Genomic DNA, 17,371 nt, shown 5'->3' on the forward strand with positions numbered 1-17,371 from the left:
TTTCTTCATGGGATAATCCTCCTTACAAAGATGAAACACTGCTCCCTCTTGCGAGGAAATAACTTACGCCTCTACCGTAGCAGAGCGTTTTCTATATGATACCGCTGCAACAGCTGCCAAAATCAGCAGCAGCTGCGGCACAACGGTTTCATAGGTGGGATAAAGTCCGAGCAGATCGATGCTCGGTACGGGGATCGCCTCAATGACCGAGGTGGAGATCACATCTGCCTCCTGCAGTTCCTTCAGTCCGCCGCCGAGGAAGGTGACCGCAAGGACAAACATGAATGCGCTCGTCACCTTGAAGAACGGACCGATCGGGATGCGCAGTGCACCGCGCTGCATGAGGAAGAAGAGCAGAGCAAGAGCTGCACACGCAGCGACAAAGCCGCCCCAGATCATATCGACATCGCCAATGGCGTTGTTAAAGAGTGCCTGATAGAAGAGAATGACCTCCGCGCCCTCACGATAAACGGCAAGGAATACGGCAAAGCCAAGGGCACGACTCTTGCCCGTCGAGAGCGTCAGCTTGACCTGACTGTCGATGTAGGACTTCCACGCCTTTGCGTTGGACTTGCCGCCCATCCATGCGGATGTGCCGAGAAGGACGAGCACGGCAAAGAGAGCCGTACAGCCCTCGATGATCTCACGCCCGGAGCCTGTCGTCGTCGTATTATCAAGAACTTCAACAAAGAGATAAGCCGAGATAAAGCTTGCAATAACGCCCGCAATCGCCCAGTTATAGACCGTGGAGAGTTCCTTCTCATGACCGGCACGCCCGAGATAGGCAATGATGCCGACGAGCACGAGGATCGCCTCAACGCCCTCACGCAGAAGAATCAGAAACGCCTGCAGGAACATGCCCCAGCCGCCCGACTGCACCCCCGCTGTCTCGAGGGTTGTCACTTCCGCCTGAACCATATCAAGGAGCTTTTTCCCTTCTGCCTCAACCTCAGACTGGGGTGCACCCGCACGGATCGCCTTTTTCAGCGTGTAGAATTGGTACTCCGTGAGGTTCGCACTCTTGGAGGAGATCCCGCTGCGCACGGCACTCTCAAGACCGTCCTTTTCGTAGATGCCATAGTAAATATCATTGACGGCATCCTTCGCTCCCTCCGCATTGCCCGTTTGGTAGATGGTATAGACATTCTCCATCTCAGCGGCGATGTGGTCGTGGATCTGCTGCCATGTCTGCGCGGCATCGGTGGACGCCGCCGGCAGAAAGAGGCAAAGTGCCATAATAAACACAAAGAGTTTTCTCATCGGATTGCTCGTTTCCTCCCAATTTTCATGCACGCTATTTGATGTTGCGCGCCGGCTTCATGTTGAAATAAACAGGACACTGCATATCGGATTCCATCGGCTGCCCGTTCATATCCTTCGCAGGCTCGAATTTCCACTGCTTCTCGACAATGCGCCGTGCCATCCGATCATAGAGTGCATTCCCCGAAGAAACCTGTATCTTCGTGGATATGACCTTGCCGTCTGTGCCGATGCGTGCCGAAACGGCAATGCGTCCCTTGAACTGAATCACGCCGTAAGGCGGCTGTTCCGCATGGAGGATCTTGCCAGGCTGACCGATCTGCTTACCCTCGCCGGAGCGCAGAACCTTCGGTTCTTCCGGCTTGTCCGCCGTTTCCTCGACTTCCTTCAGAATCTCCGTAATGGCTTCCTCGGGAACTTCTGCCTCAACCACGGCAGGTTCTTCTTCCACCTGTTCCGGTTCGGGCGGTGGGGGCGGCGGCGGAGGAGGAGGTTCTTCCTCCTGCTGCTCCTCCTCGGGAGGTCCTGGATCATCCGCGAGTTCGACCCACTCCATCGGCTCCTCCTGTGGAGGTGCTTCAAGCGCTTTGAAGACGTGCGGAATCAGGATCGTCAGAAAGAGCCACGCAATGATGTGAAAGAAGAACGCGAGAACAAAGGCGAGACGCCAATGTGTCTGATACTGCACTCAGACCCCTCCCGTCTCCGTCGCAATGGACACATGACGCGTCCCCGCCTCCTTGAGCGCATCAAAGACGGTGACGACGAACTGGTAGTCCGCCTTGCGGTCGCCGCGTACGACAAAGACCGTATCGGGATCATCTTCGAGCTGCGTCTTGACCCGCGCCGTAAGTTCCCGCGTCGGCTCCTCATCGCGGTCAAAGAGAACCTTGCCGTCCTCCGTCACCGTAATGGATACGATGTGCGGGCGCGTGTCCTGCTGTGCACTCGCCGCTTGTGGGAGACTGACCTGCACTGTGCTCGCATTCACCATATACATCGTACTTAGCATGAAGAAAACAAGCAGAAAGAGCATAATGTCGATCATTGGGATAATCATGACGAGCGGCTCACGCACATCATGAAAATTACGACGCATGAGAATGCCCTCCATCATTCGCGGCGAACCCCGCGAGCAGGGTATTCATCGTCTTTTCGAGCAGTGTCAGCATCATGTCCATGCGCTGTGCGAAGTAGGTGTGCACAACAAGTGCAAAGATCGCCACGAGCAGTCCTGTCGCCGTTGCAATCAGGGCCTCTCCGATGCCGCCCGTAATCGCCATCGGCTGCCCTGCCTGCAGGTTGAACACGCTGAAGGACTGGATCATACCCGAGATTGTACCCAAGAGACCGAGCAGCGGTGCAAGCGTGACAATCGTTGAAAGATAGTTGAGACGTGCACGCAGAAGCATTGCCGCCTCACCGTAGACCGCCTCAAGCGTCATGGGAACATCCTCCCCTGCCGCACGCGCATCAACCGCACTCTGTATGAGATGGGCAACCATGTTGTCCTTGCCCTTCACAGCAGGTGCGACCTCATCCAGCTTCTTCTTGCGAAGCGCGGCGGCAACATCCGCTTCAAGCGCACGTGCCCCCTGCGATGCACGACGATAGAGCAAAAAGCGGTCAATCGCAATCGCTGCCACTGAGAGCGAGCACAGGAGCAGCAGGTACATTACCGGTCCGCCTTTTTCAAAGAGTTCTGCACTTGTCAAAAAGAACACCTTCCTTATCCAATCAAACGCGCCGAATGCGCGCGTAAGTAATCTGCGATCTGCGGCATATCATTGATAATGATACGCCTTTCTAAACGTAAATCGGTTTTAAGTATAGCTCTGAGGAGGCTGATTGTCAATATACGTTTTAATGAAACTATTATACATGAACTTCATTCATGTACCTTCCCGTACGATTCTGCCAGTTTTTGAAAACGCGGCAGCGCGCGCTCGATCATCGCCGTTCGCACACAGTACGCCGCGCGGAAGTAGCCGGGACAGCCGAAATCCGCCCCCGGCACGAGCAGCAGATCGTAGTCGCGCGCACGCGCACAGAACGCCGCATCATCCTCCTCGAGCGCCTGCGGAAAGAGATAGAACGCTCCCTGCGGGCGCATGCAGGAAAATCCTGCTGCTGTCAGCCCCTCATAGAGGAACGCAGCATTGTGGGCGTATGTACTGAGATCGGCAGTCTTGCCTGCGCAGCGTGCGATGACAAGCTGCCAGAGCGAGGGTGCATTGACGTGTGTGAGGACGCGCGCCGCCCCTGCAATCGCGCCATAGACGCGTGCGAAGTCCACCACCGTGTCCGGCACGACGATGTAGCCGATGCGCTCGCCCGGCAGGGAGAACGACTTGCTGTACGAGTAGCAGACAATTGTGTTCTCGTAGAGCAGAGGAATGCACGGAACCGTCAAGCCGTCGTAGACAATCTCGCGATACGGCTCGTCCGCGATGATAAAGATCGGATGCCCGAATGCCCGCTCCTTCGCACGCAGCAGCTCGGCGAGCTGACGGATGGTCGCCTCACTGTAGACCGCGCCGCTCGGATTGTTCGGCGAGTTGATGATGATCGCCTTTGTGCGCGGCGTGAGCGCCGCCTCAAGTGCCGCGAAGTCGATCTGAAAGTCATCGGTTTTTGCGGGCACGACAACGAGCTTTCCCCCACACGCCTCAACAAAGACACGATACTCGGGGAAAAACGGTGCAATCGTGACGAACTCGTCCCCCGCCTCCGCGAGCGCCTTGAATGTGATCGTGACGGATGCCGCCGCACCTGCCGTGAGGAAGAGATTCTTCCCCGTGATCTCCATGCCGAACCGCTTTTTTAGGTCGGCGGCAAGGATCTCGCGCACCTGCGGCTTCCCGGGTGCAATCGTATAGCCGTGCACCTCCATCGGGTCGCTGTGCTGCAAAATGTCGATTGCCGCCGCCTGAATGAAGTCCGGCGCGGGCACGTTCGGATTGCCGAGGCTGAAGTCAAAGATGTTCTCCGCGCCGACCTCCACCGCGCGCTTCTGTCCGTATTCAAAGATCGTGCGGATGCTGGACTTCTTCGTGCCGAGTTCGTACATCTCTTGCGAAACCATATCGTCCTCCCCTTTTCTAAACGAAATGATGAGGCTGCTGCACGAAGTCGTTTTAACTCATGCAACAGCCCTTTGCTCTTGTTGTTCAGACGCTCAAAGCGCCCCCTCCACCACGCTTCGCGTGGTCCCCCTCCCCCGTGCCGCACAGGGGAGGCTTCCAGATTACGGAATATTAGCTTCCCCCGTTGCTGACCTGTCCGAGAAGCAAGCCTGAAAGGCGCAGCTGAGCGGGTAACAGGTCGTATGCGAAAACGTCCCAAGAACACGAGCTTTAGCGAAGTGTGATTGGATGACGTTGACCGCCACGGGAGAAGTAGCGAACGCAGTGAGCCGATAGGGGCGTCTATGCCTTGAGCCCTTACGCATTCCGCAGGAATACGTCGTAGCCCTTCTTCATCTCGTAGATATCAACCTTGCTCGTGACCTCCCACGGTGCGTGCATACTCATCACGGCGACACCGTTGTCGATTACGTCCATGCCGTAGCGCGCCATGATATAGGCGATCGTGCCGCCGCCGCCGAGGTCGACGCGCCCGAGCTCTGCGAGCTGATAGCTGACGCCATTTTCGTCCATCATGCGGCGCAGCTCGCCGAGGTACTCTGCACTCGCATCGCTCGATCCGGACTTGCCGCGCGCGCCCGTAAATTTGTTGAACACCATGCCGCGCCCGAGGTAGGCGACGTTCTTCTTCTCGAACGCGTCTGCATAGAGTGCGTCATAGGCACTCGACACATCCGAGGAGAGCATCTTTGAGCGCGCAAGGGTGCGGCGCAGGGCGATCTCCGTGTACTGCCCGCAGGCGGAGAGCACCTCCGCAACCATGTTCTCGAAGAAACGCGACTGCATCCCCGTCGCGCCGACGCTGCCGATCTCCTCCTTGTCCACGAGGAGGCAGCACGCTGTGCGCTTCGGCTGTACAGTTTCGAGCATGGAGCAGAGTGCCGTATAGGAGCAGACGCGGTCGTCCTGCCCATAGCCGAGCACCATGCTGCGGTCAAAGCCGAGCTCGCGCGCACGCCCCGCCGGAACAAGCGTCAGCTCCGCCGAGTTAAAATCCTCCTCGGTGATGTCATAATGCTCCTTGAGGAGGGCGAGGATGCCGCCCTTCACGGATTCCTTATCGTCCTTCTTGAGCGGATAGCCGCCAATGAGCACGTCCAGCTTCTCGCCCTCGATGACCTTTGATGCCTTTTTCTCAAGCTGCTCCTGCGAGAGGTGTACGAGGAGATCCGTCACGCAGAAGACGGGGTCGTCCGCCTTCTCCCCGACGTTGATCTCGACAACCGTGCCGTCCTTTTTTACGACCACGCCGTGCAGCGCAAGTGGGATCGTCACCCACTGATACTTCTTGATGCCGCCGTAGTAATGCGTGTCGAAATACGCAAGTCCGCCGTCCTCATACAGAGGGTTCTGCTTCACGTCGAGACGGCAGGTGTCGATGTGCGCACCGAGAATGTTCATGCCGTGCTCCATCGGCTCCGTCCCGATATGGAAGAACACGATCGCCTTCTTCATGTTGACGGCGTAGACCTTGTCACCCGCCTTGAGCGACGTCCCCTGCTCGATGATCTCGGCAAGGTCGCGGTAGCCCGCCGCCTGCGCAAGGCGCACCGCCTCCGTCACGCTTTCGCGCTCCGTCTTGCAGTCCGAGAGAAAATCAATATAACCGCGCGCGAGTTCGTCCACCGCCGCGCGCTCCTCGGCCGTATACTTCGACCAGACCGACTGCTTCTTATCGTCACTCATGATAGTTCCTTTCTTAGGCAAAGGTGCAAGCTGCCCCTGCACCATAAGCATTTCCTTTCATATATCCCAAGCCTCGTGCAGGATCTGCACGAATTCGTCCTTTGACGCCGCGCGGTTGAAACGCTCGCGCAGCTCCGCGCTGCCCTTTAGTCCGCGCGTATACCACGCCGCATGCTTGCGCATCTCGCGGATGCCGATGTATTCGCCCTTGTACTGAATCAGGAGATCGAGATGCCGCAGAATCACCTGCGCACGCTCCGCAAGGGTCGGCGGCGGCAGTTCCTCCCCCGTTCTCAGCCAGTGAATCAGCTGCGGGAAAATCCATGGATTCCCCTGCGCTCCGCGCCCGATCATCACCGCATCCGCGCCCGTAATATCGAGGGCGCGCGCGAGATCTGCGGGGCGGCACACATCCCCGCTCACAATGACGGGAATCGTGACGGAGCGCTTCACCTCTGCAATCGCCGCATAGTCGGCATTGCCGCTGTAGAACTGCTCGCGCGTGCGCCCGTGCACGGCGACGGCATCCACGCCGACCGCCTCCGCCATCCGCGCAATCTCGACGGCGTTGCGCGAGGCATCGTCCCAGCCGAGCCGCATCTTCACGGTGAACGGCAGCTTCGTCGCGCGGCGAATCGCCGTCAGGATCTCCTCCGCCTTCTTCGGCTCGCGCATGAGCGCCGACCCCTCGCCGTTCTTCACGACCTTCGGCGCGGGGCAGCCCATGTTGAAATCCAGAATGTCCGCCGTACCGATCTCCTCGATATACGCCGCTGCTTCCGCCGCCATTGCCGCCGACTTTGCAAAGATCTGCATCGCAATCGGCCGCTCGCCCGGCTCCGTGCGGAGCATCTTCATCGTATGCTCATTGCGGTAGTGGATGCCCTGACTGCTCACCATCTCCGCGAACGCGAGCGGGCAGCCCATGTCGTGCGCGATGATCCGATACGCCGCGTCCGTCACGCCCGCCATCGGCGCGAGAAAGACGGGATCGTCAAAGGTGAACGCGCCGAGCTTCATCGGCTTCACGGCTGGTTTCTCTCGTAGAGGACGCGCAGACCCGTCAGGGTCAGGAAGTGATCGACCTTGTCGATGGTCTTGGACTCCTTTGCCACCATGCGCGCAAAGCCGCCCGTCGCGACCACCTTCATCTCCAGTGCCAGCTCCGCCTTAATGCGACGCACGATCTCGTCGATCTGCCCGACGTAGCCGTAGATGATGCCCGCCTGCATACCCTGTATCGTACTGCGGCAGACAACCGTCTTCGGCGGCACAAGCTCGATGCGCGGCAGCTGCGCCGCCCGCTGAAAGAGTGCCTCTGCGCTTGAGCCAAGCCCCGGCGCAATCACACCACCGAGGAAGTCCCCGTTCTCCGCTACGATGTCGAACGTCGTCGCCGTCCCGATGTCGATGACGATGAGCGGCCCGCCATACTGCTCGTGTGCGCCGATGACGTTTACGATGCGGTCAGCACCGATCGCGCGCGGATTCTCATAGTTGAGCCGCACACCGGTCCGTATGCCGGGGCCGACGATCAGCGGGCGGATGTGAAAGTAGCGCTCGCACATCTTGCGCAGGGGCACGACGAGCGGCGGAACGACGGACGATATGATGATCGCCTTGATATCCGACATCTCTATGCCCTGATAGCGAAACAGTTCATTGAACAGAATGCCGTATTCATCGCCCGTCTTCTGCCGATCTGTCGAAATGCGCCAATGCCGCAGAAGCCGCTTCCCCTCATACGCACCCATGACGATGTTGCTGTTGCCAATGTCAAGTACTAGCAGCACGTTCTTTCCTCCGTACTATCTCTTCGGGCGGATGGACACATCCCCCGCCAACACACGCCGCCGCCCCTCTGCCGTATCGACGAGAAGAGCCCCCTCCGCATCAATATCCGCCGCAACGCCCTCGAACTCCTCGCCCGCAGGGCCGATCACGCGCACCTCCTGCCCGAGAGTCACGGCATATTCCCGCCACGCCGCGAGCACGGGCGCAAAGCCCTCACGCTGCACAGAGGCATAGAGCTCATCGAGAGCGCGCAGCAGCTCCTGCAGGAACGCAACGCGCGGCAGAGGCGCGCCCTTCATCTGCATGAGCGACGTTGCAATCGCGCGCAGCTCCTCCGGGAAATCCTCGGGCGCAATGTTTACATTGATGCCGATGCCGATCACAACATAGTTCACGCGATCCATCTCCGCGCTCATCTCCGTGAGGATGCCGACCAGCTTGCGCCCGTCGTGCAGGATGTCGTTCGGCCACTTGATCTCAGCGCGCAGCCCAAACTGCTCCATTGCACGTGCGACCGCCACCGCCGCCATCAGCGTACACTTCGGCGCATCCTGCGGCAGGAATGTCGGGCGCAGAAGGATGCTCACCCAGATCCCCTTGCCCGGCGGCGAGAAAAACGCGCGCTCCATGCGCCCGCGCCCCGTCCCCTGACTGTCGGCGACAACCACCGTGCCGTCCTCCGCACCCTCGCGCGCGAGATTCTTCAGTACGAGATTCGTCGAGTCCACCGTATCGTAGCAGATGATCTTCTGCCCGACGAGCGCCGTCTGAAGATCCTGCGAAATCTCTGTCTCGATCAGACGGTCGGGGGCGGAGCGCAGCACATAGCCGCTGCGCGGCGCACTCGAAATATCATAGCCCGCGTCGCGCAGTGCCGCAATCTTCTTCCACACCGCCGCACGCGTCACGCCGAGCCGCTCCGCCATCTTCTCGCCCGAGATATAGCCGCCCGCCGCCCGCAGGAGTTCCAGCACATCCCTGCTCATCATATCCCTCCACCAAATCATAGAGCCGTTATCCGCCCCATTATAGCGCAGATAACGGCTCTATGCCACAAAAAAAACGAAAAATAGACTCTACACACGCCGTGCACACACAAACCATTGGAATGCGTCCACATCCTCGGGTTTGACATCCACCATACGAAGAGAGAGAATCTCTTCTCGGAACACCTTCCATGATTCATCAAGAATCAACTGTCTGGGGCGAATGTCGTCGATGACAAGATCAGCCTCTTCAAACATCTTGACAATCTCAGATTTCGTAAAGAAGCGAAAATGCGTACGGTCAAGCAGCCCGCAATCCTCGTATGTCCAACGCCCGCAGAGCATATTGTAGAGGTTGCTGATATGTGCCACATTCGGAATGCTCGCAATGATCGATCCGCCCGGCACGAGCAGCTCACGCATATTGCGGATCGCAGCCCATGGCTCGAGCAAATGCTCGATGACATCCCCCATGATGATGTAGTCAAAGCGCTCCTGAAAATCTGCGGGATCAAGCTCCTCCACATTCATGGAAAGAATCTCGGCAAACGATGCTGCAATCACGGCAGCATTCTCATTCAACTCCACACCGTAGAGCTTTGCAGACGGATTTTGTACTCCAATCGCTCTCAGTGTACCCCCACAGGCACAGCCGATCTCGAGTACGCGCAGCCCCTCTCTCTGCAAATCCATCAGTGGGAATAGATCATGGCGTTCCTGAAAGGAATAGCTGAGCTCGACGCCCCATTTTGTATGAAAAAACGCACGCTCCCTTTCACAGGTGCGCTCGTATTCCTCCGTCTTCTGCCTCCCCTCATTGTGATGGACATAGACGTACGGCAACACCGCGATTCCATAGCCCGCCCGCGTCATACGAACCGTATAGTCATATGCAGCAAGCGCAGGCACCTGATACTGCTCATCGAGGAAGCCCGCCGCCTCCACCACGTCGCGCCGCACCATGAGCGCAATCATCTCCGCGAGAATCTCCGGATATGCGGCTTTCCCACGTGCGCGAATCGCCTCCGCTGTCGCAACAAAGGAACCCAGCCGTGATAAGGCGCATCCGGCAGCAGCTGCGCCCGCTCATATACGGATGCTGCAACTGCAGATACCGCACCTAGGCGCTCATCCTCAATCAGCGCATCCAGCATATCCGCTGCTGTGTGCGGAGCGAGCAGCACATCCGCATGGAGAAAGAGCAGAACCTCTCCCACGGAGGCACGTATCCCCATATTGACCGCATGAGAAAAACCGCGATGCTCCTCACTGTGCAGAATACGTATGTCACCCCCGCCCATGGAAATGGACACGCGCTCATCTTCCACCGATCCGTCGTCAACAATAATCACCTCATACGACAGACGCACCGTTTGCTGTATCGTAAGAATGCATTGAACGAGCTGCTCGCTCATATTGTAGACAGGAATGATAATACTCAGCTTTGCCACGGCATACCTCTTATTTTACGCCCATAACTTCCACGGCGCTTTCCCCGACTCCCAACGCTGTTCCAGGCGAACCTTATCGCGCTGCGTATCCATGCACTGCCAGAACCCCGTATGCTTATAGGCATGCAGTCCGCCTTCGCGTGCAATCGTCTCGAGCGGTGTCGTCTCAAAGACGCAGTCATCTGCATCGCGCAGATAGTCAAACACCTTCGGCTCAACGACCATAAAGCCGCCGTTGATCCAACCGCCGTTCTCCTTTGCCTTTTCAACAAAGCGGCTGACCTCATTGGTTCCGGATTCGATATCCAGCACACCGAACCTGCCGCCGGGCTGGATGGCTGTCATCGTTACGAGAGCTTGCCCCTTCTTCGCCGTATGCATCTTGATGAGCGCATTCAGATCCACATCGCTCACACCGTCGCCGTATGTCAGCAGGAACGGCTCATCCCCAATGTATTTTTGCACGCGCTTGATACGGCAGCCTGTCTGCGCATGCAGCCCCGTATCGACGAGCGTCACCTTCCACGGTTCTGACACATTGTTGTGCACCGTCATTGCGTTGCCCTGCGTGAAATCGAATGTGACATCCGATGTGTGCAGATAGTAGTCGGCAAAGTACTCCTTTATCATATAGCCCTTGTAGCCGAGGCAGATGACAAACTCATGAAATCCATAGTGTGAATAGATTTTCATGATATGCCAGAGGATCGGCTTCCCGCCGATCTCAATCATGGGCTTTGGTCTGAGTGCCGACTCCTCACTGATCCGCGTACCGAGTCCGCCCGCCAAGATAACAACCTTCATATGCCTGCTCCCTTCGACATTGTGTCACATATTGATAACGGCTCTCCCCCTACATCAATTCTTTATGTTTTCGCTCCCACCCCGGCAAAATCCTGCCTCCGCGCCACGGAAACATGATTTCCCTCTCTCGATAGGGACGCGCGCCCCAGTCTACGGGCATCCTCTCCCCGCGCAGCGCTTCATAGCGGCGAATGAGTTCGCGCAATGTCACCGCCGTTCCCGAGGATACAATGTAATCGCCGCAGAGTTCATAGTGCCCATCCGCGAGATAGTTTCCTGCAAGCAGGAAGGCTCGCGCCACATCCTCCGCATGGACGAAATCCACCTGCTGCTCCCCCGGGGACAGAGCCAAGCGGCGCCCCTCTGCGGCAAGCTGCGGCAGAATCGCGAGCAGCTTGTTTCGCCGATCATCCTCTCCGTATGTATCAAACAGGGTCAGACGAATCGTCTGCAAGCCCCGTGCCGCCGTATAGAATTTGACAATCGCATCGAACGCCTCTTTGGATGCCGCATACAGATTCGCCGGCTCATAGGAATCATCGCGATAGTGCTGCCACGAGGAGCGCGCATAGACGAGCCGCGTCACAGCGTTCGTGGACATTGCATCAAGCAGCTTTGCGCCAAAGGTGACATTACTCCCGATGAGCCTGTCGATCTCTTCATAGGAATGTATTGTCGTATAGTACGTGGCAAGGTGAAAGACGACATCCGGCGCAGCCTCCCGCACGATCTTCGGCAGCTCCATACGGTCGGCATTGTAAAATTGTATATTTTCGCGCAGTACTGCAGGGAGTACATCAACCTGTGAGGACGTGCGCACGACGGCAGCGACCTGCCAGCCGTCCTCCATCAGTGCGCGAGCCGTGTAGCCTCCGAGAAATCCCGTCACACCTGTAAGCAGTGCCCTGCGCTCCATCAATACTGCCCCTCTCCTTACACCCATATCATACATTACAGAACTGCTCCCGCCATCTCCGCAGCTGTTCATCCACAGGAAAGACGCGGCAAAAATGCGGCAGGGAGCTCTTGCTCCGCTCCCTCAGAATCGGCGGCAATTCCTCCTGTGCAGAATCGCGCTCCACGAATATCGAACGCAGTTCATCGGGCAGCCCGCGCAGAAAGAATTCATGCGGCGTGCGTCCGAGCGCCGCGCAAAAATCATAGCGGCGCGGCGTCTCGTTCAGAACTTCATCGTAGATCTCATGCAGCTGCGCCGTCGTTCTCTCCACAGAAAAATCCCGCAGAATCTGCCGTCGCGCCGCCCCGCCCAGACGGCGGCGCTTCTCAGGATGGGCAAAGAGATCCTCAAGCGCGCGCCGATAGCCCTCTTCATCCTGTACGAGCAGCCCTGTCTCATCCTGCGCGACAAGGTACTGCTCCGCGCATTGATTGAGAACAACGACGGGCAGCTCCGCCGCCATCGCCTCGAGCAGCGCGTTCTCCGTCGTGCCGAAATGCGTCGGATTCAGCAGATAGCCAAACACATCCATCTGCGCGAGCTCGGCATTCACATCGCTCACATAGTCCACGAAGCGGAATTTCTCCTCGATACCATGCGCCCGCGCCGCCGTGCGAATCGCTTCCTCATTCGTCAGATCGCCCACAAGCACGAATTCGATGCCGGTGATGTGCGCCACACGCGCACAGTACGCGACGAAATTCGGATGCAGCTTCGCATAGGACTGCGTGCCGACATAGCCGATGACGAAGCGCCCGTCATGCGCACGCCCTGTATGCGGACGAATCGCCGAAAAGCCGCCCGAGCTGTGTACGACCGCCGTATTTTCCCGCCCCCATCGGCGCTCCTGTGCACTCCAATAGGGATTATCCAGCGAGTAGGGCGAGGTGAATACAAAACGCTGCGGCACGCGCAGGAAGGCAGGAGGAATATACGGATAATAGCAGCCGGAGACATGCGCCCAGAGCGTCAGATGCGTATCAATCTGCGGAAAATCCGCGAGAAACGCAGCCATCTGCGGATGATGCCACCACTCGATCTGAACAACATCGGCAGCACGCATAGTGGACTCTATTGTGGACACGTCCGCACCGCAGATGATCTCCACCCCCTCGGCACGACACGCGTCGATAAAGTTCATCTTCTCGGGCTGTTCCAGCAGCAGGATGCGGTGGCGATAACGAGCCCCTGTCCGTACCGCATGGGCGGCGACCCCCGACAGCACCTTGCCGACACCGCCGCCCATATGCGTTGTAATATGCAGCACCTCGCGCATAGCAGACTCCTCTACTCGAATGGACTCACAAAATCAGTGAGTGTAGGGAACGACATATCGCGCTCCGAGATGACAGGGTCCTCTATCTCCCATGGAATCCCCGCCGAATCCCAGCGAATCCCCGCGTCACAGGCGGGTGCATAGACGCTCGTCACCTGATACATCATCACGGCGCATTCGCTGCGCGTGCAGAAGCCATGTGCCATGCCGCGCGGGATATAGAGCATCGTCCCCTCGGACGCACGCAGCGTAAAGAGCGCATGCTGACCGTACGTCAGCGAGGAGCGTCTGAGATCCACGACCGCATCCAGTACCTCGCCCTCCGTACAATAGACAATCTTTTCATGATCCATCGGCGGCGTTTGAAAGTGCAGCCCGCGCAGCACATTTCGGTGCGAAACGGAAAAATACGCCTCGGCGAAGACGGTCGGCAGCCCCAGTTCTCGAAACGCATCCACGTGGAAGGTCTTGACGAACGCACCGCGCCTGTCCTCACGCACAATCGGGCAGATTTTTAGACAGCCCTTGAGCGGCGTCTCCTCTACCTTAAACATCAAGATACCTCCTCACACTGCGACGATCGTACACAGACCGAGTACGGATTCCACCGAGCAGCCCATGCGCTGCTCGAACTCCGCCTTCATCGCAAAGAGCTGCCGCCAGCGCGGCAGACTCGTCTCATCAATCCCGTACCGCAGCATAATGTCCATCATGCGCCGCTCGATTGCTACGATCCCATCTCCTGTCGCCATCGCGTCGCAGAGTTGGATCAGACGGTCGTACAGGGTGTACGTGCGCGCCTGCAAAAAGGAATCCAGAAAGGCGTAATCCTCCACCGTCAGATCCCAGCCACCGTTGACCGCCGTGATCTCCTGCACCGGAAAGGAGTGCGTCAGGCAGATCTCCGCCGCCTCTATATCCCCCTCCCCCAAAAGGAAGTGATAGCCGAGGATCACGTGATTCATGCCCATCTCGCCGAACCTGCGCCCGATGTCATGAAGTGCCCCGAGCACAAAGGCACGCTCCGCATCCAGTCCGTCAACAAGAGCCGCAATACGCTCCGCCGCCGTTCCGACGGCAAGCGAGTGGACAATCCAGCCGCCGTCATTCAGCCGCCGTGCCTCATCGAGACACGCGAGTGCACGCTCCCTCGAAATCACCACAAAACATCGTCCTTTCGGCAGTTCCTCCCTGCGCTGAAACAGCATCACGCGAATCCCTTCGCCCCGATCAGCAGACAAGAGCCTCGTTCACTGCGATCGGCTGAATCAGATCCAATATATTGATGACTTCTTTTACATGAGGATACTCCGCGCGGATCTGCTTCTCGATTGTCGTCACATAGGAGACAACGGGGATAATGACCGTATCAATCCCCAGTTCATCCAGTATCGCGGGCGCGTGGATCTTCTTGCCCTCGACGATGCCGCCCTGCTTGATCCGTGAGTTGTCGATCAGATAGGCGCGCTCACTCTGCACCGCAGGCAGATCGGGCAGCATATTGGCAAAGTAGTCGTTGATGCCCCAGAACGCAACACGCCCCTTCTCCGTGAGGAGATGCGCAATCGAATGCGATATGCAGTCCGTGACCTCATGCAGGATCGGCAGCTTGTGCTTCTTGCCGCAGTCCTTGCAGGTCAGCACGTTGCGCGTGAAGAAGCGGACATTGCGCCACGTATTTTCCACGCCACACGCCGTACAGTCCCCTGTAAATCCGATGCGCTTCTCCTCGTAGTCCAGTGTGACCTCCCGAATCCTATCCGGAACGAGGAAGGCACGCTGCGGCAGCGTCATGATCTGCTCGGCGACCCAGTCCATCTCGGATTTTGACATCTTCGACAGGTTCACAACGGGGCATCCGTCGCGAATAAACTGCACCTCGTCCTTGATGAGTCCCCGCTGCAGCGCCTGCTTGTAGAGCGGCGTTCCGGGATATGCTGTGATGAAATTCAGCGTAATACCGTACTCCGGATGATCCTTCCACCAGTTCAGCGTCTTCGTCGCCGTCTCAAGCGTCTCCTCCACATCGCCGAAAATGAAGCCGCCCTGTATTGTAATGCCATAGTCATAGGTCAACTTCAGCGCACGCTCCGTCTGCTCAAACTTGATCTTCTTGTTCATGCTCTCAAGGATGCGGTCGTCCGCACTCTCGAGACCAAAGCCCATCGTAACACAGTTCGCATCCTTCAATGCGCGGAGCATCTCCTCCGTCACATCTGAGACACGGAACTGCGCCCACCAGCGGATATTGTACGGCTTGATGCGTGCGCAGAATTCGAGGACGCGCTTGAAATTATATGCGAAAAGCTCATCCGATACAAAGATGTACTTGATGCCGTATTTCTCTACAAGAATATCGAGTTCTCCAAAGAAATTATCCAATGAACGTTTTCGATAGTGACTGCCACTCGTGTGAAAGCAGAACGTGCACTGGAAGGGGCAGGAACGGCTCGAAGTCATTGTAATCGCATGATCCTCATTGATTCCAAGCAAATTCGCCATATTACCGGCGATCCTGCCAAAGTCAAAACCATCATAGTCGGGGAACGGAATCGAATCCAGATCGCGTACTTCCTTGCGCGGCAAGGTGCGTCGATAACCCCGCTTGTATGGATTCGGGGTTTCGCGCAGCTCCTCTCCGAGGACACGAGGTGCAATGATGAGCCCGTTGACAGAGAGTGGATCGCCGCCCTTGGCAACAACCTTGCAAAGCTCCGGTGTGGTCTCCTCTCCCTCACCGATAATGCCGTAGTCAGCAAACGCCAAGACCTCCATGCCTGCCTCGGGTGCACTCGTGATGATGCCGCCACCCGCAACGGTGACGATGTTCGGATCATATTCCTTGGCCGCCTGCAGGATCTCCTTGATGGCATTGTACTGAAAGGACAGTCCCCCTGTGAGGAGCATCCCAATATCATATTTTTTTATATATGCCTGCACCGTATCGGCAACAGAACCCTCCTCGTGGTTCATGTTGAGTGTATACACACGCAGCCCCGCCGCCTTCATACAGGAAGAAACATAGGGAATCCCGAGCGGGAACTGATACCACTCGCCGACCTTGTCGACGAAACGCGGCATGACAAGCAAATAATTTAATGATACAGGAGCGGCATCCGGCACTCCTGAAATTGAGTATTTTTTAGCACCTGTGGTGGGGGTATGTGCCATTTCTTTGTATTCACCACTCTGCCCATCAATTCTTCTCGCACTCATAAATTTCTCTGTTCTCCCTATCCAATGACACCGCGTGTCAGAAGTTCGGCGGCATCTCCATCGAGGATGTCTTCCTCAAACATCGCATATTGATATTGTCTGCACTTGGCACAAACCGAATATTTTTCTTTCTGAAACATAAGCTGTGCGCGTCGGAATGCCTCCATCTTCCTTCCCTGCCAAATCTGACGCATGGATTCCTGCGCGAGATCACCGAGAATATACGGGGTCTCCATGGAACAGCACGGTACAATCATCCCGTCGGGATTCAGTTGCATCATGTAGAACGGCTGCGGACAGACGGCAGCACTGCCGACTGCCGCACCGTTCTGCGTCACATCTGCGGCACCGCCGAGTCTGTCATAGTCGATCTGCGGCACGGCGGGAATGAGGTGCTCCACGGCGATGAAATCCGAGATGTCGCCGAAAATCTCCAAAAAGCGCTCCTCCTCGCCCTCTCTGAGTGCACAGTCAATGATCTTCACATAGATCCGCGTCGCGCCGCGATGCTCATAGAAGAAGCGAATCTGCTCGACCAGCTCGCGAAAGACACTACTGCGGCGCGTATGCGCATACGCCGCATCGTCAAGCCCCTGTATCGAGATGCGTATCCTGCCGAGCCGCGCGCCGATGAGTGCACGCGAAAGCTCCTCCGTAAGGGCAAGCCCATTCGTTACAATGTCGATCGTATCGGCAATATCACGCTCTGCCGCATAGGCAACCATGTCCGCAATGTGCGGATGGAGCAGCGGCTCGCCCGTGCCTGCAAAGCGCAGCATTTTCAGGGGGTGCGG

At 57.4% G+C, this 17,371-nt stretch carries 18 protein-coding genes; all 18 read right to left on the reverse strand.

Annotated elements, in window-relative coordinates; genetic code table 11:
- Window positions 1-63 precede the first annotated feature (63 nt).
- Window positions 64-1,260: an FTR1 family iron permease gene (locus AXF19_RS12795; protein WP_066849706.1), complete on the reverse strand. Its 1,197-nt coding sequence runs from the start codon at window positions 1,258-1,260 to the stop codon at window positions 64-66.
- Window positions 1,261-1,294: 34 nt separating this feature from the next.
- Entirely contained in the window at window positions 1,295-1,948 is a 654-nt protein-coding gene (locus tag AXF19_RS12800) for an energy transducer TonB (RefSeq protein ID WP_066849709.1), read from the reverse strand.
- Window positions 1,949-2,359 (reverse strand): ExbD/TolR family protein, encoded by a 411-nt coding sequence (locus AXF19_RS12805; protein ID WP_037347065.1) that lies wholly within the window; start codon window positions 2,357-2,359, stop codon window positions 1,949-1,951.
- Window positions 2,349-2,936 (reverse strand): MotA/TolQ/ExbB proton channel family protein, encoded by a 588-nt coding sequence (locus tag AXF19_RS12810; RefSeq protein ID WP_066850297.1) that lies wholly within the window; start codon window positions 2,934-2,936, stop codon window positions 2,349-2,351. Before AXF19_RS12810 ends, AXF19_RS12805 begins: the two co-directional genes overlap by 11 nt.
- Before the next feature lie 212 nt (window positions 2,937-3,148).
- Window positions 3,149-4,345 carry a pyridoxal phosphate-dependent aminotransferase gene (locus AXF19_RS12815; protein ID WP_066849711.1) on the reverse strand — a complete coding sequence of 399 codons (1,197 nt, stop codon included), beginning with the start codon at window positions 4,343-4,345 and terminating at the stop codon, window positions 3,149-3,151.
- A gap of 358 nt (window positions 4,346-4,703) precedes the next feature.
- Window positions 4,704-6,092 carry an aminopeptidase gene (locus AXF19_RS12820; protein WP_066849714.1) on the reverse strand — a complete coding sequence of 463 codons (1,389 nt, stop codon included), beginning with the start codon at window positions 6,090-6,092 and terminating at the stop codon, window positions 4,704-4,706.
- A gap of 57 nt (window positions 6,093-6,149) precedes the next feature.
- On the reverse strand, window positions 6,150-7,112 hold the full coding sequence (gene dusB / locus AXF19_RS12825) for a tRNA dihydrouridine synthase DusB (RefSeq protein ID WP_172837427.1): 963 nt from the start codon (window positions 7,110-7,112) through the stop codon (window positions 6,150-6,152).
- Between the two features lie 5 nt (window positions 7,113-7,117).
- Entirely contained in the window at window positions 7,118-7,885 is a 768-nt protein-coding gene (locus AXF19_RS12830) for a type III pantothenate kinase (protein ID WP_066849720.1), read from the reverse strand.
- 15 nt (window positions 7,886-7,900) lie between these two features.
- Window positions 7,901-8,872, reverse strand: a complete 972-nt coding sequence (locus AXF19_RS12835; protein WP_066849723.1) for a biotin--[acetyl-CoA-carboxylase] ligase — start codon at window positions 8,870-8,872, stop codon at window positions 7,901-7,903.
- A gap of 90 nt (window positions 8,873-8,962) precedes the next feature.
- On the reverse strand, window positions 8,963-9,847 hold the full coding sequence (locus tag AXF19_RS12840) for a bifunctional glycosyltransferase/class I SAM-dependent methyltransferase (protein WP_335674933.1): 885 nt from the start codon (window positions 9,845-9,847) through the stop codon (window positions 8,963-8,965).
- The gene (locus AXF19_RS15895; RefSeq protein WP_335674934.1) at window positions 9,844-10,323 is read right to left on the reverse strand and encodes a glycosyltransferase family 2 protein; all 480 of its coding nucleotides are present in this window, start codon (window positions 10,321-10,323) and stop codon (window positions 9,844-9,846) included. Before AXF19_RS15895 ends, AXF19_RS12840 begins: the two co-directional genes overlap by 4 nt.
- A 15-nt stretch (window positions 10,324-10,338) precedes the next feature.
- On the reverse strand, window positions 10,339-11,127 hold the full coding sequence (rfbF, locus tag AXF19_RS12845) for a glucose-1-phosphate cytidylyltransferase (RefSeq protein WP_066849726.1): 789 nt from the start codon (window positions 11,125-11,127) through the stop codon (window positions 10,339-10,341).
- Window positions 11,128-11,176: 49 nt separating this feature from the next.
- A complete protein-coding gene (locus tag AXF19_RS12850; protein ID WP_066849729.1) occupies window positions 11,177-12,043 on the reverse strand; it encodes an NAD-dependent epimerase/dehydratase family protein in 867 nt (288 codons plus the stop codon).
- 28 nt (window positions 12,044-12,071) lie between these two features.
- On the reverse strand, window positions 12,072-13,361 hold the full coding sequence (locus AXF19_RS12855; RefSeq protein ID WP_066849731.1) for a glycosyltransferase: 1,290 nt from the start codon (window positions 13,359-13,361) through the stop codon (window positions 12,072-12,074).
- Between the two features lie 11 nt (window positions 13,362-13,372).
- A complete protein-coding gene (locus tag AXF19_RS12860) occupies window positions 13,373-13,915 on the reverse strand; it encodes a dTDP-4-dehydrorhamnose 3,5-epimerase family protein (protein WP_066849733.1) in 543 nt (180 codons plus the stop codon).
- Window positions 13,916-13,927: 12 nt separating this feature from the next.
- Window positions 13,928-14,524 carry an HD domain-containing protein gene (locus AXF19_RS12865; protein WP_237141630.1) on the reverse strand — a complete coding sequence of 199 codons (597 nt, stop codon included), beginning with the start codon at window positions 14,522-14,524 and terminating at the stop codon, window positions 13,928-13,930.
- A gap of 67 nt (window positions 14,525-14,591) precedes the next feature.
- Complete coding sequence (locus AXF19_RS12870) at window positions 14,592-16,442, reverse strand: B12-binding domain-containing radical SAM protein (protein ID WP_216634947.1); 1,851 nt, start codon at window positions 16,440-16,442, stop codon at window positions 14,592-14,594.
- Window positions 16,443-16,594: 152 nt separating this feature from the next.
- Window positions 16,595-17,371: radical SAM/SPASM domain-containing protein (locus AXF19_RS12875; protein WP_066849740.1), on the reverse strand; the 777-nt coding region annotated here is incomplete at its 5' end.

This window comes from Selenomonas sp. oral taxon 126 (assembly GCF_001683335.1).
GTDB lineage: Bacteria > Bacillota > Negativicutes > Selenomonadales > Selenomonadaceae > Centipeda.

Excerpts from the sequence above, each read along its gene's own strand:
- AXF19_RS12805 (WP_037347065.1), bottom strand. The coding sequence starts at position 2,359 with ATGCGTCGTAATTTTCATGATGTGCGTGAGCCGCTCGTCATGATTATC.
- AXF19_RS12860 (WP_066849733.1), bottom strand. The coding sequence starts at position 13,915 with ATGTTTAAGGTAGAGGAGACGCCGCTCAAGGGCTGTCTAAAAATCTGC.
- AXF19_RS12855 (WP_066849731.1), bottom strand. The coding sequence starts at position 13,361 with ATGCGCGAGGTGCTGCATATTACAACGCATATGGGCGGCGGTGTCGGC.
- AXF19_RS12835 (WP_066849723.1), bottom strand. The coding sequence starts at position 8,872 with ATGAGCAGGGATGTGCTGGAACTCCTGCGGGCGGCGGGCGGCTATATC.
- AXF19_RS12870 (WP_216634947.1), bottom strand. The coding sequence starts at position 16,442 with ATGCCGCGTTTCGTCGACAAGGTCGGCGAGTGGTATCAGTTCCCGCTC.
- AXF19_RS12815 (WP_066849711.1), bottom strand. The coding sequence starts at position 4,345 with ATGGTTTCGCAAGAGATGTACGAACTCGGCACGAAGAAGTCCAGCATC.
- rfbF (WP_066849726.1), bottom strand. The coding sequence starts at position 11,127 with ATGAAGGTTGTTATCTTGGCGGGCGGACTCGGTACGCGGATCAGTGAG.
- AXF19_RS12850 (WP_066849729.1), bottom strand. The coding sequence starts at position 12,043 with ATGGAGCGCAGGGCACTGCTTACAGGTGTGACGGGATTTCTCGGAGGC.
- AXF19_RS12820 (WP_066849714.1), bottom strand. The coding sequence starts at position 6,092 with ATGAGTGACGATAAGAAGCAGTCGGTCTGGTCGAAGTATACGGCCGAG.
- AXF19_RS12795 (WP_066849706.1), bottom strand. The coding sequence starts at position 1,260 with ATGAGAAAACTCTTTGTGTTTATTATGGCACTTTGCCTCTTTCTGCCG.
- AXF19_RS12810 (WP_066850297.1), bottom strand. The coding sequence starts at position 2,936 with ATGTACCTGCTGCTCCTGTGCTCGCTCTCAGTGGCAGCGATTGCGATT.
- AXF19_RS12840 (WP_335674933.1), bottom strand. The coding sequence starts at position 9,847 with ATGATTGCGCTCATGGTGCGGCGCGACGTGGTGGAGGCGGCGGGCTTC.
- dusB (WP_172837427.1), bottom strand. The coding sequence starts at position 7,112 with ATGAAGCTCGGCGCGTTCACCTTTGACGATCCCGTCTTTCTCGCGCCG.